Source organism: Longimicrobiaceae bacterium (genome assembly GCA_035696245.1).
GTDB lineage: Bacteria > Gemmatimonadota > Gemmatimonadetes > Longimicrobiales > Longimicrobiaceae > DASRQW01.
Window position 1 is genome coordinate 1 of sequence record DASRQW010000523.1, and the last position, 14253, is coordinate 14253.

Consider the following 14253-nt stretch of genomic DNA (forward strand, 5'->3'; position numbering starts at 1 on the left):
GATCTCTGAACGCCGCATCCGCTGCCGCGTTGTAAAACGTTGCCAGAGGGCACCTTCACCGATGGTGTATAGAAGCTGTACGATCAGATCTGAGAAAGTCGAAGAAATGGGCGCACGCATCCCCGCCACTCCCGAACCGACCGAAACGCACCACAACCAAAACAACCCTCTCCCACGCAGTTTGTGGGGGAGGGTAGCGAGCCTTGGCGAGCTGGGAGGGGGCGCGTTCCGGAGGTCGGCCCGCTTCGCCACATCCGAACGCTACTGCTGAGGCGGAGGCGTCTGCGTCGACGGAGTCTGAGCAGTCGGAGGCGGCTGCGCTGGCGATGTCGGCGGAGCCGAAGGCGGCGCCCCGTTCGGGAACGGACGGATGACCGTCGGCGGGGCGTTGGACGGCGGGGCCGGGGAGGGCGACGGCGGCGCGGTACTCGTACGGACGAGGCGGATGTGCGGCACGTCCACGAGTTGCGCGTCGCCCCCCGCGGGCACGGTGACGGGGACGGACGCGGGCTGGGCGGCCACGCGCAGCGCCCGCAGCGACGACTCGGCCACGCGCACGTCGTACTGCCCGGGGCGGATGCGGCCCACGTAGAACTCGCCGTCGCTGAACGTGGGCGTGCGCACCACCGCGCCGGTCGTGCGGTCCACGATCTCCACCGTCAGCCCGCCCGCGGTGGCGACGCCGCTGCCGGGCACCAGCGCGCCCGCCATCTCCCGCGTCTGCGTCAGCGCGAAGTCGGCCTGCGTGTACATGTGCGGCGACGGGCGCAGCAGCAGGTCGTACCGCGCGGGCGTCCACGACGGGTCGGCCAGCGTGGTCGTGTCCAGGCGGATGGGCAGGATCTCGTACGGCAGCACCGACCACGTCGAGTAGCGCCCGGCCGAGTCGGTGCGAACCCGCAGCCCGCCGACGCCCACGTACGCACCCTTTACCGTCTCCTCGCCGGGCCCCAGCACGCCGTCGCCGTCCGTGTCGTGGAAGACGCGTCCCGTCACGCCCGCCAGCCCCAGCCCGCCGTACGCCAGCGGCCGTACGCCCGTGCCCTGCCCGAACGTCACCACGCCGTCCATCGCCACGCTCGTCTGCGCGGCCAGCGGCGCCTGCCGCGTGACCCGCGCCTGCACGCGCCCGAAGCCCAGCCGCCGCGTGGCCCCCAGCAGCAGCGACGGCCCGTCCGCGCCCTCGTTGAAGCGCGCCGTGGCGGTGATGATGGTGTTCGTGGGCTGCACCGCGGTCGTCACCTCCCACCGCCGCAGCCCGCCCGCGCCCACGCCGGCGGAGGCGGAGAGCGACGGCGTGTGCAGCCACAGCGGCACGCCGTGGGTGATGGGAAGCGTGGCCCGCGCCAGGAAGAGCGGGTCCTGGCCGCTGGTGCGCTCGTAGCCCGTCTCCAGCAGCAGCTGCCGGAGCGAGCTGGCCAGCGACAGGTTCACCCGGTCGGGCGCGCCCTGCACCCGGCCGTCCACGCGCGCGCCCAGGTCGAACGCGCGGGTGAAGGCGTGCTCGCCCAGCCGCACCCGCAGCGACGCGTCCGCATGCCAGCGCGTGCCGAACCCCGGCAGCAGCGAGAAGCCGCCGGACGAGATCACGGGCGCCTGGTCGCGCCCCGGCCACGTGATGCCGCCGCTCAGCGCGCCGGACAGCAGCCCCGTGCTGAAGTTCTGGATGGAGCCCTGCACGAACGAGCGGTACATCCCCTGGACCTCCACGAACCAGCTCCGCGCGGGGACGATGCTGGCGCCGCCGTACGGCTGCACCTCCACCATCGAGTCCTGCACCACGTCCGCCCCCGCGAACGCGGTGACCCACTGCGTGAAGCCGTGCCGCAGGTCCGCGTACGAGAACGTGCGGCACTCGCGCCGCGTGGGGCACAGCCCGGTCCCGGCGGAATATTGCCACCGCCCGGCGGGGATCTGGAGGACGGGGATGAGGTAGACGACGTCGGACGTGATGCGCTCGCCGGCCGGGCCGTACAGGCGCACCTGTACCGGCGTGCTGCCGTACTGGAGCGGCACGTTGACCGCGCCGGGCGAGCCCGCGGGCGAGTACCCCAGCAGCCGCCCGTCCTGGTAGATCTCGTACTCCCAGCCCGCGGGGAGATGCGGGCGGAACGCGGCCTCGCCGAAGAGCGGGTCGCGGGCGAACGGCGCGTTGGTGAGCGTCACGCCGCGGATGGACCGCGCCCGCAGCCCGTCGGTGACGATGTCGCCCACCTGCACCTGCCGCAGCCAGCGGCCTTCGGGGAAGACGCGCTGGTAGCTAGCCGTCAGGTCGCCCACGCCCGAGGAGCCGCCTTCCTGCGGGCCGCGCACGGTCGCCCCGAGTCGAGCGAGGCCGCCCGCGATCCCCAGCCCCAGCCGCCCGTATGCGGTCGCGGGGATCGTCGTAGTCGGCTGGCCGCCGGAGACGCCCCACTCGAGCACTCCGCCGCCCGTGCGCGCCACGAACGGCACGTGCGGCGCGGCCGAGTCGCCGCGGGCGCCGCCCAGGGCCCGCGCGCGCTGCTCGGAGATGGAGAGGCGCTCCTGCGCCGGGAAGGGCGGCTCGCGCGAGAGCGTGATCGCCAGGTCGGCCTGGCTCACGTCCACCTTCGCCTCCAGGAACTCCGCCACGCGCCCCGTCTCCAGGTACACGTCGCCCAGCGCGGCCAGCACCTCGTCCGGCGCCAGATGCGACGTTCGCGACGTGACGAGCGTCCGCGCGGCCACGTCCAGCACCGCCGTGCCCACGCCGCGCGGGCGGGCGACCGAGGTGCGCGCGCTGTCCGGCGCCAGGTGGAACGGCGCGCCCACCAGCTCCAGCACGGGGCGGAGCGGGACGAGGACCTTGCCGTTGGGAGTGACCAGGACGGAGACGCTGACCGGGGCCAGGCCGGAGATGCCCAGCTCGTAGATCCCCTGGTCGTAGCCGGCGGGGATCTCCTGCGCACGGACGCCCCGCGCCGGGGCGAGCAGCGCGAGGAAGGGGAGGAGGCGGAGGATGAGGCGAGACGCGCGCCCGGGCCGGGGCGGCACCGTCAGTTGACGACCAGGTTCACCGTGACGGTGCCGGTGTACGTGCCCGCCGGCTGCGTGGCCGCCGGCGACACCGTGCCGCCGATGTAGACGGAGAAGTCGGTGAAGGTGTAGCGGGGGCGGCCGGGCTTGGAGCGGTCCGGCGTGTCGGTGAAGCTGCCCGTGGTGGGGTTCCACGTGTGCAGCGTGGTGGGGTCGCACACGTCGGCGGTGGTGATCTCGCAGTTCGCGGCAAAGTTGCCGTTGAACGAGATGGGCAGCGCCTGGTTGCTGGCGTTCCGCAGGTCCGCCGGCAGCGTGAAGCTGATGACGATGGAGCGCTTGTTCTTCATCCCCGAAACGCGCAGCTCGCCGCCGGCCGCGGCGGTGGGCAGCACGGTGCGCGCCGTGCCCGGCACCAGCGTGCCGAACTGGAGCGGGCGCATGCCGGTGGCCGTGAGCGGCGGGAAGAGGATGGTCAGCGACTCGTTGATGGCCGCCGTGCGCGTCAGCTGCGCGCCAGCACGCGTGGCCGCCCCGGAGAGGGCGGCCATCAGCAGTGCGGCGAGGGCGAGCGCGCGGCGCGTCATCCGTCTATCTCACCTGTACGGTTCCGGTGACGGGGGCGACCCGGAGCGGGCCGGTGGGCGGCAGGTCTGGCCGCTCGGTGTCCACCGTGTACTGCACCGACCAGCCGGTGCGGGCGGCGCCGGCGGGCAGGGGGATGACGAAGCGCCGGCGAAGGCTGCGGTACAGCGCGACCGCGTCCTCCGCCTCGCCCGCCACGCGCCCGTCCGCGCCCACGAGGCGCGCCTGCACGTGGCCCAGGAAGGCGGCGTTGCCCTGCCGCTCCAGGTCCACCGTGAACTGCACCGCGTTGTCCGCCACCTGCGCCGTCGCTGCGCGGACGGCGACGCCGGTCTGCACGGCGCCCTTGCGGTAGAGGACGGCCGTGGCGACCTGCGTCTCCACGCTCAGCGCCACCTGCACGTTGCCCTGCCGCTGCTCGATGGGCGGCTGCCCGCCGCGCGAGCGCACCACCACGCGGCCCCAGTACTCGCCGTCCGCCAGGCCACCGGGCGCCTGCACCATCACCCGCAGCGTCTGGCGCTGGCCGGGCTGCAGTTGCATGCGCCGCGGGAAGGCGCGCAGGAACGGGACGATGGACGGCTCGCCCGCCGGCGCGCTGTCCGCCAACTGCACCGTGAGCACCCCGTTCGCGTCCGATGCGGGGTAGCCGAAGGCGAACGCGATCTCCACCTCTTCCGCCGCCGTGCCGCCGTTGTACAGCGTGAGCGTGGTGGTGGGCGAGCGCGAGTCGATGAACAGCGCCGTGGGGCTCACCGTGACGGCCGCGGCGCGCGCGGAGGCGCCGAAGCAGAGGGCGAGCGCGATGCCCAGGATGCGGGCGATGGTGGTGCGGGTGCGGCTGGGGTTCAAGCTCTGTCTCCTGCGCTTCGTTCTCGGCCGCGGCGGGTGATGCCGCGCCCGTGGGGTGCTTCAGGTGCCCGTGTTCACCACGAGCAGGACCAGCGTGGTGGTGTACGTGCCCGCCTGCTGGTTGGCCGCTGGAAGAGCCGTGCCGCCCAGCAGCAGGCGCGTGGGCCCGGCGGCCGGGTCCAGCCGCACGCGGATCAGCTCCAGCGGGTTCACCGGCACCGGGGCCGACGAGGCGCTGTACAGCACCGCCGCGTCGTGCGGCCCGAAGCGGAGAGGGATGGTGGCCCCGCCCGGCGCCGTCATGGCCCGCGGCAGTTGGATCGACACGTCCAGCACGCCGCTGCCCGTGAGCAGGATCTCGGCCCGGCGGGCGGCGTCGCCCACCGCGATCTGCTCGGGGATGCCCGGCAGCATGGGCCCGAAGAGCAGCCCCTGCACCGGGACGGCCTCCATCGACGCCGAAGCGGGGGCCTGGGCAGTTGCCCCGCCCCCGCTCGCCCCCCATCCGAAGAGGAGGAGCAGGCCCGACGTGATCGTGCGCTGCATCCTCCCTCGTACCCTGCTGCCCGGCGTTGTTTCCGCCTGAGTTGGCGGTCGCGGTGATGCGGATCACGCCGTTGTACGTGCCGGGAACCGTGTTGGTCTGCGCGGCCGTGAGCGAGCCGTTGAAGATCACGTACTCGGTGCTGGTGCCGGTGGGCGCGGCCTGCGTGAGGACGGCCGTAGTGCCGGTGGCCGGCGCGCACGAGGTGAAGGCGGTCACGACCGCCGCGTTCGTCGGGCCCACGCCGCAGGTGAACGCCGGCTGCAGGGTGCCGCCGGCCGCGCTGGTCAGCTTGCCGGTGTTGGCGGCGTCCGGCAGCGTGAAGATCACGCCCACGTTGCGGTCGAAGCGGATGTAGCCGCTCGCGGTGGACGCGGTGCCGGGCGTGATCGCGCCGAAGTCCAGGTCCGACGACGTGCCGAAGGCGAACACCGTGCTGATGGTGGCGGTCGACTGGATCGAGCCGGTGACCTGCGCCGAGGCGAGGGTCGGGGCGGCGAGCAGGGCGGCGCCGAACACGGCGGTCAGGGCGAGCTTCTTCATCTGTGTACTCCTCGGGAGGGCGGTGGTGCTGCTGGAGCGGGCCGGGGGATTCCGCACGGCCTCGACGCTGCCTGGCGTCGAAGCGACGTCGGCTGGCATGGGATAGGGCAACCGGCGTGCCCGAACGCAATCTGCCGTAAGCGATTGCTACTGTGTCGTTTAGATCAATGGCCGGTCGGTGCGGAGCACGTCCGTGTTCCCGTTCGGGAACCGATGCTGTTCCCCGGCGGGAACCCACGCCTCCACGCGATCTGCGGAAGCGCCGGTTCGACCGAGGACGGGCCGACGGTGGAGCAGCGGGCGGCTGCATCCTCACTTCCGGAAATCCGGATCGGAGCTACGGATTCGGCAGATGCGGGATGGTCATCCGTGGAGAGGGTGTTCCCGAATGGGCGCGGGCTCTTCGGCGCGAGCGCATCTCACGTCATGGTCTTCCGCCTATCTCCCGAAATTCTGCCTATCTCCCGAAACGGGGACGGCAGATGAACAGCCGCGCCATTCATCTGCCGTCCTTCCCTTCGTTCCACCGTCGTTCGACCTTCGCGCTGTCGCTCGGGTCGCGTCAGCGGGTCTCGACCAGGCCTTCGACGAAGAGGGCGTTCTCGTCCTGCGTGTTGTAGAAGTGCGGGGAGACGCGCACGTAGTCGCCGCGGAAGTCCACGATCACGCCGCGCTCGGCCAGGCGGCGGACCGCGCCGGCAGCGTCCGGGTGCCGCACCATGACGATGCCCGAGCGCCGCGCCGGGTCGGCCGCGCCGCGAATCTGGAAGCCCTCGGCCCCGATCCGCGCGATCACGTCTTCCCGCAACGCCGCGATGCGCTCGAAGACGGCTGCGTGCCCCGCCTCGGCGAAGATCTCCAGGCCGGCGAGCGCGGTGTAGACGGTGGGCATGGCGGGCGTGCCCATGCTGAACCGCCCCGCATCTTCCCGGAACTCCAGCTCGTCCACGCGGAACTGGAACTGGTCGCGCGCCCCGAACCACGACGCGATGGTCGGCCGCAGCTCCGCGATGCGCTCCTGCCTGACCCACAGGAACGCCAGGCCGGGGCCGCCCAGCAGCCACTTCAGCGGCCCGCCCACGTACACGTCCGCCCCGCTCGCGCGCGGATCGACCGGAATCTGCCCCGCGGCCTGGTAGCCGTCGACGAGGAAGAGCGCGCCGGCCGCGTGCGCCGCGTCGGCGATGGGCTTCAGGTCCTGCACGTAGCCCGTGCTGTAGAAGACGTGGCTGGTGGCCACGATGGCCGTGCGCTCGTCGATGTACTCCGCCCACCGCTCGGCGGGGATGCCGATGCCGTCGTCGCTGGGCACGCGCACCACCTCCACGTCCGGCCGCGCGAGCCACTGGTAGACCAGGGTGGGGAAGTCCAGGTCCGCCACCACCACGCGGTTGCGCTTCGTGTAGTCGACCGACGACGCGATGGACGACAGCGCGGCCGACACGCTGGGTGACAGCCCGATCTCCATGTCGCGCGCGTTCCACAGCGCCGCCACCCGCCCGCGCAGCTCGGCGATGCGGCCCATCCACAGCTCGTACCAGGCGGATGCGCCCATGGTGTTCCACAGCCGCTGGTACTCGCCCAGGTAGCCCATGCCGCGGTTGCTCAGCGCCCCCAGCGAGCACGAGTTGAGGTACGTGTGCGTGCCCAGGATGGGGAACTCGGAGCGCCAGCGCTCCAGCTCCGCGTGCGGGATGGTGCTCATTCTGCGGACTCGGTGTTGAGCGTGGGTGCGGTGCCGGCGTTCAGCTGGTCCAGCGTGTCCACGGCGCGGCGCAGGTGCGGGATCACGATGGAGCCGCCCACCACCAGGCCCACCGAGAACGCCTCGAAGAACTCCTCGTCGGTCACGCCCTCTTCCTTGCACCGGACGATGTGGTACGTCACGCAGTCGTCGCAGCGCAGCACCATGGAGGCGACCAGGCCCAGCAGCTCCTTCGTCTTCACCGGCAGCGCGCCCTCTTCGTACGTGCGCGTGTCGAGCGCGAAGAAGCGCTTGATCTCCAGGTTGCCCGCTTCCAGGATGCGCTCGTTCATCCGCTCGCGGAAAAGGCGGAACTCGGAGAGTGTTTCGGACATCGCGTCGGCTCGGAAAGTTCGGGGCTTCGGGGGTGCTCAGGGTCTCACGCGGAGACGCGGAGAACGCGGAGAACAGCAGGAGGAGTTCATCCGGACCCCTGCTGGTTCACGCGGAGCAGTGAACGGGATGACGGCTCGTGGGCATTGACGATGCGACGGAGACCTTCTTTCATGGTCGGCGCGCCGAAGTTCACCAGCAGGCCAACCCTCATCCCTAGAAGGCGCAGATAAGTGAGGACCTGCTTCCCGTGAACGGGCGTCAGCTTCTCGACCGACTTCAGCTCCACGACGACGCGGCCTTCCACTAGCAGGTCGACGCGAAATCCTTCCTCGAACCGGATTCCCTCGAACTCGAACGATACCGGCTTCTGCCGCTCGGCTTGGAGACCCCTACGCTCCAGCATGCGGGCCAGCACAGCTTCGTATACGGACTCCAGCAGCCCCGGCCCGAGGTCGGTGTGGAGGTGATACGCCGCGTCTACGATCTGCTGGGTGATCTCGTCGATGTCGCGCATTCCGGCGCCTGGAATTGGGACGAAGTAGCGGTCTGCGCTCCCCTCCTGCCGTTCTCCGCGGCTCCGCGTCTCCGCGTGAGGCCCTGAACGTACGGCCCGCGACACCGCAGCCGAAAGAGGCGGGCACGCGGAAAACCGGCGGGTGTAGCAACGCGCATGACCCGCACAGCCCTGCCCATCCTGCCCTCAGCGCCTGCGCCCCTCATCGTAGCCGCACACCCGGCGAGCCCGGCTGCGGATCTCGCCGCTGTCTCCGCGCGCATCCGTGAGCGTGCGCGCGAGCTGGGCTTCTCCGCGGCGGGGATCGCGCCCGTGGGTCCCAGCGCGCACGGGGAGGCGTACGACCGCTGGCTGCGCGAGGGGATGAACGGCGAGATGGCCTACCTCGCGCGCGAGGATGCCGTCGCCAAGCGCCACGATCCCGGCGTGCTGGTCCCCGGCGCCCGGTCCGCCATCGTCCTCGCAACGAACTACTACTCGCCGGATGCGGACTCGGACACGCCCGCATCCGCCGATCCGTCTCGCGCCGTCTTCGCCCGTTACGCCCGCAACGACGACTACCACGACCTGCTGAAGAACCGGCTGGTCGCGTTCCAGGACTGGATCAACGCCGAGGTGCTTCCTGTGAGCGGTCGCGCGTACGTGGACACCGGCGCGCTGTTCGAGCGCGAGCTGGCGTCGCGGGCGGGGCTGGGCTGGTTCGGCCGCAACACGATGTTGATCCAGCCGCGGCGGGGATCGTACCACTTTCTCGGCACCATCCTGCTGGACGTGGAGCTGGACTACGACGCGCCCTTTGCCGCCGACCACTGCGGCACGTGCAGCCGGTGTCTCACCGCGTGCCCCACCGGCGCCCTCCTGGGCCGCGACGAAACGGGTGCGCCGCGGATGGATGCCCGCCGCTGCATCAGCTACCTCACCATCGAGCTGCGCGGCCCCATCCCCCGCGACCTCCGCCCGCTCATGGGCAACCGCATCTACGGCTGCGACATCTGCCAAGAAGTCTGCCCCTGGAACTCCTTCGCCGAGCCGACGGAGGAAGCATCGTTCATCCCCCGCTCCGGCGTGGACGGCGCGACGCTGATCGAACTGATGCGGATGACGCAGGAGGAGTTCAGCCGCCGATTCAAGAATTCGCCCGTGAAGCGGACGAAGCGGCGTGGGCTGCTGCGCAACGTAGCAGTCGCTCTCGCCAACTGGGGCTCTGCGGAGGCGGTGCCGGCGCTCGTCGGCGGGCTGAACGACGCCGAGCCACTGGTGCGGGGGCATGCGGCGTGGGCTCTAGGGCGCATCGGTGGCGAGACGGCGCGGGAGGCGTTGCGTGCCCGCTTGGCTGTCGAGGACGATGCGGGGGTCGTCTCGGAGATCACGTCGTCGCTCGAGAGCTGACGGCCGACCGGGAAGTACCGTGGCGCATCCGGCGCCGTACGGAGCGTGACCACAGCGGTCGTATGGTTGGCGCGCCGCATCCCCTCGATCAGCTCTACGACGATCAGCACGTCGAGCACCCACCAATCCAGCAACACACGTCGCTCCTCCAGGCCCACCTGCAGGACGGAAATTCCGCCCCCGGAACGTCGGCGGTGAGATGTCTCACGGAACGATTCGGTTGCGGATCGCTCCGGTCTTCTTCTCTCACGAATGTCGGCGTGTTATCAATTGATGTCGCCCATGGATCTTTATTGGACCATGGGCACTGAACCGTGCTGAGCCGCCCCGCTTCCAATTCACTTCGAACTCCGGAGATATTGCGATGATCAAGATCAAGCTGAGCCTCGACGACCTGTGCGTCGAATCGTTCACGACCTCGAGCGCGGGGCAGGACCAGGGCACCGTCTTCGGCCACGAAAAGACCGACACGACCTGCGGGGGCGTCACGGGATGCGGGCCGGAGTGCGATACGTGGTACGGGGTTGGAGCCTGCTCCGCGGACGACAACTGCGCCTCCGCGCCCCACGCCTACACTCCATGCGCGGGCTGCCCGGATACTGCCATCTGCGTGATCTGAGGGGGACGGCCGGCGGACGGGGCGAGTCGGCCGCCGCGTGAGATGAAGCCCGGCGCCGTTGCGATCGCGCCGGGTTTCGTGCGACGCTCACGACGAACGGCCTACCCTCATCCCTTGTATGGGTAGTGTCGGAGACCACGTCCTCGCTGGAGAGCCGACGTCCGGCCGGAAAGTAGCGTGGCGGCCGGTGCTGTCAGAAGTGTGACTACGGCGGTCCTGTGGCTAGCGACGGATCCCGTCCACGGCCGCGTCCGCCCGCATCCCCACGCTCCGGGATCACGCAACTGGGGCGCGAGACCGGGACACGTTTGACCCGATTAGTGTCTCATCGGTGCGGAGGGTGCCGCCGGTGTAACAGCTCGACAACCGCAAGCTCGTGCTGCACCCGAGGTTCTATCGATTCGTGGAAACGGCCGGAGTGGGGCGTGTGACTTGCTACAATGGCTGAAAGGGCGCGTTCGCGCCCGCACCATTCCGAGCGGCATTCAGGCCGGATTCCACCGCTCGACGCCCCGCTGCTCATCCCTGTCTTCGCCGCCACGCCAAGGCGATGATCACGCTGCTGATTGTCACCGCAGTGCGGTTCTACCGCGAGGGGCTGGCCGACGCGCTGTCGCGGCGGCCGGCGCTGAGCGTGGCCGCGACCGCCGCCGGCTACGACGAGGCACGGCGGCTGGCGGCGGCGCTGGAGCCCGACGTGGTGCTGCTGGACGCGGGGCTTCCCGGCGCGCGAGACCTCGTTTCCCGGCCGGGATGTACGGTGGTGGTGGACGTGGGCGACGACGAGAGCGAGGTAGTGGCCTGGGTGGAGGCGGGCGCGTCGGGGTACGTGCCGCGCGAGGCATCGCTGGACGATCTGGCGGCCACCGTGGAGCGCGCAGCCCGCGGAGAGATGCACTGCTCGCCCCGCATCACGGCATACATGCAGCAGCGGCTGAGCCAGCTCTCGCTATACGCGGGGCAGCGCATTCCGCCGTCGCACGCCGTCCAGCTCACGCTGCGCGAGCGGGAGATCGTGGAGCTGATCGGGCGCGGGCTGACCAACAAGGGGATCGCGCGCCACCTGGGGATCGAGGTGGCCACGGCCAAGAACCACGTACACAACATCCTGGGAAAGCTGCAGGTGGAGCACCGCGACGACGCGGCCGCCTGGCTCCGCCGCAATCCCTCCGGCTCCGCCCGGGTGGCGTAGTCCCCTCCGCCTCCGGCCGGCAATCTCCATCTCCCGGCACACCATCGGCCGGATCCGCGGCACCAAGCGGATCCGGCCGTCTGGTTCCGTCACGGGAGATGACATCGACGCGGGGCGCCATGGCGGCGCCCCGCGTCTTCGCGTTCGCCGGGCGCACGACGCCGGATGGGTAGCCGGCGGGATGGTCCGGACCGCAGGGTCCATTCCGCCGGGGCGAGCGGTGAACGAGCGTCCCTCCGGACCTTCTCCGCGCGGCCGTATGAGCCCCCCCGCCCGTTTCATCTTGGCCGTTCTCCCCCCGCTTCCTGCCGGCCTGCTGCGCGCGCTGGCGGCGGCAGACCCGCGCGTGGAGCTGGTGGGCGGGGCGGCCGACCTCGACGACGCGCGCGCCCTGCTGCGCGCCGAGCGCCCCGACGCCGTGCTGCTGGGAGCTCGAGACGACGCGCTGCCGCCCGGCGTGCCGGCGCTGCTGGAGGAGTTCCCGCGGCTGACCGTGGTGGTGTTCGGGCCCGGCGGCCGGCGCGCCGCCATCGCCGCGCTGCGGCTGCACGTGGAACGGCTGGACGACCCCGCGCCCGGGGAGCTGCTGGACGCCGTCCGCGCGGCCGCCGTGGCGCGCGCCTGGTTCCCCTTGGCCGAGGAGGACGCATCCCCCTCCGGTCCCGGCGGACAGGCGGAGGGCGGGGGGGGAGGTCTAGATCCCTCCCCGTCCGGTCCGGACCGCGCGGTCCATTCCGCCGCGGCGGGCGCCGGGGGAACTTCTCCACCGGGCACGCAGCCCGCTCCGGGCGCCACCGCCATCCGCGTCCTCCTTTCTCCGGCCCTTCTCGCCGCACCCATGCCGCCGACGGCCGCCACGCTCGCGTTCGACCAGGCAGTCCACGACATGCTGCGCGAGCTGAAGGAGAAGGTGCTCCAGGACCCGCCGCCCACGCCCCAGTCGAGCGTGGCGGCGGTGAGCGCGCGGGAGCGGAGCGTGGGGGTGGGAAACCGGAAGGGCGTGGACGTGCGCGACGGGTTCGTTCCCGGCGAGGTGTTCGGCGGCCGGGTGGAGGCGCTCGTGCGCTTCGAGCTGTGGACGAACGCCCCCGCCGGGCTGGCCCCGCTGACCACCGGCGTGCAGGAGCGGCTGCGCACCCGCCGCGACGAGCTGCGGCAGCTGGGGTTCCTGCGGCTGAGCCTGGCCGACACCACCCCCGCCGAGCCGGTGGGCGCCGACTGGCGGCAGAGCGTGCTGGCCGAGGTGCTGTACGAGTACGAGTACCGCGACGCCGACGACTCCGAGAGCCTGATCGTGGCCATCCCCGTGGACGTGGAGGAGCCGCCCGACGCCATGCGGATCACCGGCCGGCTGGCGCGCTGGGACCAGTTGCGCGCGCCCCCGCTGGCGGTCCGCGGCCCGGCGGCGGTGCAGGGGATCGGCGTCCTGGCCTTCGTCCCCGCCGCGGCCCCGGCGGGCGGGGTGACGGTGACGCGCACGTTCGACGGCGCGGCGGGCGCGCCCGGCCCGTTCACCGACCCCGCCGCCTTCCGCGCCTCCGTGACCGGGCCGGTGCCGGCCACGCGCCACGCGCGGCTCGCCTTCGCCACGCTGCAGGATTTCCTCGACGCCGCCGATCCCGCGGGCGCGGCCCTGGTGATGGGCGACTGGGACGAGGATTCGTCTCCCGATTCGTACGACGCGCGGTTGCTGGACATGGGCCCGGGAATTCGCCTGGCCTCGGCCGCCGACCGGCTGGAGGTGGCCTTCGCGGCCGCCGCGCTCGACCAGACCGCCGTGCTGTACCTGCGGCCGCTCCCGGACCCGCCCGCCTGACCCGCGTGCGGACGCCGGCCGCCCGGCCGATCCCCCTCAACCCGAGGATAGGCAGCCATGCCCGAGATGATTCTGCCCGGCGTCTACATCGAGGTGCGCCCGGAGGGGCTGATCGTCCCCGGCCAGATCTCGGTGGGGACCGTGGGCGTGGTGGGAACCGCGGCCAAGGGGCCCGTGGGCGTGGCCACGCTGGTGGGAAGCTACGCCGACGCCGTGCGCCGCTTCGGCGGCTACGACGCGTGGCGCGGCGGCACGCACGACGAGCTGACCCTGGTGCGCGCCCTCCAGCTGGTGTTCACCCACGGCGCCACCACCGTGTACGCGGTGCGCGTGGCCGGCGGGTCGTCGGCCAGCGCGTCGATCACCCTGGCCTCGGCGACGGGGAACACGGCGAAGCTCACCGCCAGGACGCCGGGCGAGTGGGCCAACGACCTGACGGTCAACGTGGCCGGCGCCGAGGAGTCGCCCGTCATCGAGAAGCGCTTCCACGGCAGCGACCTGCCCATCAGCCTCCCGCTCAAGCCGATCCAGAGCGCGCGCAACCGCGTGCAGCTGACCGAGGACCTGACCGGGATCAGCCGCGCGCTGCGGGTGGTGAGCGGCGCGGGCGCCGCCGCGGCGGGCGAGGCCAGGCTCGATCCCACCACGGGGGCGATGACCGTCGGCGACATGCTCCAGCCGAACGACGTGCTCGACGTCACCTTCCTGGCCGACAAGAGCAGCGCGGTGAAGGTGACGCTGCGGCTGGGTACGGCGCAGGAGATCTACACGGTGGTGGACGGGAACGACCTGGCCGACGACGTGAACGACGCCGTGGCGGGCTCGGCGTGGGTGACCGCCGCCGTGGCGGGGATGAGCCACCCCGAGGAGCCGCCCGCGCACACCGCGCCGGCGGGGGCGTTCGCGCCGCTGAAGGGGGGCGACAACGGCGCGGCGAACGCCGACTACCGCACCGGCGGGCTCGACCCGCTGCTGGCGGTGGACGTGCACATCGTGGTGGCGGCCGGGCAGGACGAGGGCTTCGGCGGCGCGCTGGCCGCGCACTGCGAGCAGGCGTCGACCGACCTGGTGAAGCGCGACCGCATCGCCGTCGTCGGCAGCGGCATCCGAAACCCGTCGCAG

General features: G+C 71.9%; 14 protein-coding genes. 7 read left to right on the plus strand and 7 right to left on the minus strand.

The genetic code is table 11. The features are described 5' to 3' along the window. Window positions 1-261: 261 nt before the first annotated feature. From VFE05_23240 to VFE05_23255, 4 genes are read right to left on the minus strand one after another with little or no spacing between them, the layout of a single operon-like run. A complete protein-coding gene (locus tag VFE05_23240; GenBank protein ID HET6233011.1) occupies window positions 262-3015 on the minus strand; it encodes a hypothetical protein in 2754 nt (917 codons plus the stop codon). A 2-nt stretch (window positions 3016-3017) separates the two neighbouring features. Then, a complete protein-coding gene (locus tag VFE05_23245; GenBank protein ID HET6233012.1) occupies window positions 3018-3584 on the minus strand; it encodes a DUF4402 domain-containing protein in 567 nt (188 codons plus the stop codon). A 4-nt stretch (window positions 3585-3588) separates the two neighbouring features. Next, entirely contained in the window at window positions 3589-4434 is an 846-nt protein-coding gene (locus VFE05_23250; protein ID HET6233013.1) for a hypothetical protein, read from the minus strand. A gap of 60 nt (window positions 4435-4494) precedes the next feature. Further along, window positions 4495-4980, minus strand: a complete 486-nt coding sequence (locus tag VFE05_23255) for a hypothetical protein (GenBank protein ID HET6233014.1) — start codon at window positions 4978-4980, stop codon at window positions 4495-4497. 107 nt (window positions 4981-5087) lie between these two features. On the opposite strand from VFE05_23255, the gene VFE05_23260 reads away from it, so the two are divergent. Then, window positions 5088-5336 carry a hypothetical protein gene (locus VFE05_23260; GenBank protein ID HET6233015.1) on the plus strand — a complete coding sequence of 83 codons (249 nt, stop codon included), beginning with the start codon at window positions 5088-5090 and terminating at the stop codon, window positions 5334-5336. Between the two features lie 18 nt (window positions 5337-5354). Next, a complete protein-coding gene (locus tag VFE05_23265) occupies window positions 5355-5627 on the plus strand; it encodes a hypothetical protein (protein HET6233016.1) in 273 nt (90 codons plus the stop codon). 456 nt (window positions 5628-6083) lie between these two features. On the opposite strand, the gene VFE05_23270 is transcribed toward VFE05_23265, so the two are convergent. The 3 genes from VFE05_23270 to VFE05_23280 all read right to left on the minus strand — a co-directional run bounded on the left by VFE05_23270 (window position 6084) and on the right by VFE05_23280 (window position 8115). Beyond that, complete coding sequence (locus tag VFE05_23270) at window positions 6084-7226, minus strand: aminotransferase class V-fold PLP-dependent enzyme (GenBank protein HET6233017.1); 1143 nt, start codon at window positions 7224-7226, stop codon at window positions 6084-6086. Then, window positions 7223-7600 carry a carboxymuconolactone decarboxylase family protein gene (locus VFE05_23275; protein ID HET6233018.1) on the minus strand — a complete coding sequence of 126 codons (378 nt, stop codon included), beginning with the start codon at window positions 7598-7600 and terminating at the stop codon, window positions 7223-7225. The genes VFE05_23270 and VFE05_23275 overlap by 4 nt, the downstream gene beginning before the upstream one ends. Window positions 7601-7686: 86 nt before the next feature. Next, on the minus strand, window positions 7687-8115 hold the full coding sequence (locus tag VFE05_23280) for a GxxExxY protein (protein ID HET6233019.1): 429 nt from the start codon (window positions 8113-8115) through the stop codon (window positions 7687-7689). Window positions 8116-8271: 156 nt separating this feature from the next. On the opposite strand from VFE05_23280, the gene queG reads away from it, so the two are divergent. The 5 genes from queG to VFE05_23305 all read left to right on the plus strand — a co-directional run. Next, complete coding sequence (queG, locus tag VFE05_23285; protein HET6233020.1) at window positions 8272-9504, plus strand: tRNA epoxyqueuosine(34) reductase QueG; 1233 nt, start codon at window positions 8272-8274, stop codon at window positions 9502-9504. Window positions 9505-9868: 364 nt separating this feature from the next. Further along, window positions 9869-10123: a hypothetical protein gene (locus VFE05_23290; GenBank protein HET6233021.1), complete on the plus strand. Its 255-nt coding sequence runs from the start codon at window positions 9869-9871 to the stop codon at window positions 10121-10123. Window positions 10124-10673: 550 nt separating this feature from the next. Next, complete coding sequence (locus VFE05_23295) at window positions 10674-11315, plus strand: response regulator transcription factor (protein ID HET6233022.1); 642 nt, start codon at window positions 10674-10676, stop codon at window positions 11313-11315. Between the two features lie 259 nt (window positions 11316-11574). Beyond that, window positions 11575-13131, plus strand: a complete 1557-nt coding sequence (locus VFE05_23300; GenBank protein ID HET6233023.1) for a hypothetical protein — start codon at window positions 11575-11577, stop codon at window positions 13129-13131. A gap of 57 nt (window positions 13132-13188) precedes the next feature. Continuing rightward, window positions 13189-14253: hypothetical protein (locus tag VFE05_23305; protein ID HET6233024.1), on the plus strand; the 1065-nt coding region annotated here is incomplete at its 3' end.

What these genes read in the sequence shown, in the direction of transcription:
- VFE05_23245 (HET6233012.1), bottom strand. Translation starts at nt 3,584, where the DNA reads ATGACGCGCCGCGCGCTCGCCCTCGCCGCACTGCTGATGGCCGCCCTC.
- VFE05_23255 (HET6233014.1), bottom strand. Translation starts at nt 4,980, where the DNA reads ATGCAGCGCACGATCACGTCGGGCCTGCTCCTCCTCTTCGGATGGGGG.
- VFE05_23270 (HET6233017.1), bottom strand. Translation starts at nt 7,226, where the DNA reads ATGAGCACCATCCCGCACGCGGAGCTGGAGCGCTGGCGCTCCGAGTTC.
- VFE05_23275 (HET6233018.1), bottom strand. Translation starts at nt 7,600, where the DNA reads ATGTCCGAAACACTCTCCGAGTTCCGCCTTTTCCGCGAGCGGATGAAC.
- VFE05_23280 (HET6233019.1), bottom strand. Translation starts at nt 8,115, where the DNA reads ATGCGCGACATCGACGAGATCACCCAGCAGATCGTAGACGCGGCGTAT.
- queG (HET6233020.1), top strand. Translation starts at nt 8,272, where the DNA reads ATGACCCGCACAGCCCTGCCCATCCTGCCCTCAGCGCCTGCGCCCCTC.
- VFE05_23290 (HET6233021.1), top strand. Translation starts at nt 9,869, where the DNA reads ATGATCAAGATCAAGCTGAGCCTCGACGACCTGTGCGTCGAATCGTTC.
- VFE05_23295 (HET6233022.1), top strand. Translation starts at nt 10,674, where the DNA reads ATGATCACGCTGCTGATTGTCACCGCAGTGCGGTTCTACCGCGAGGGG.
- VFE05_23300 (HET6233023.1), top strand. Translation starts at nt 11,575, where the DNA reads ATGAGCCCCCCCGCCCGTTTCATCTTGGCCGTTCTCCCCCCGCTTCCT.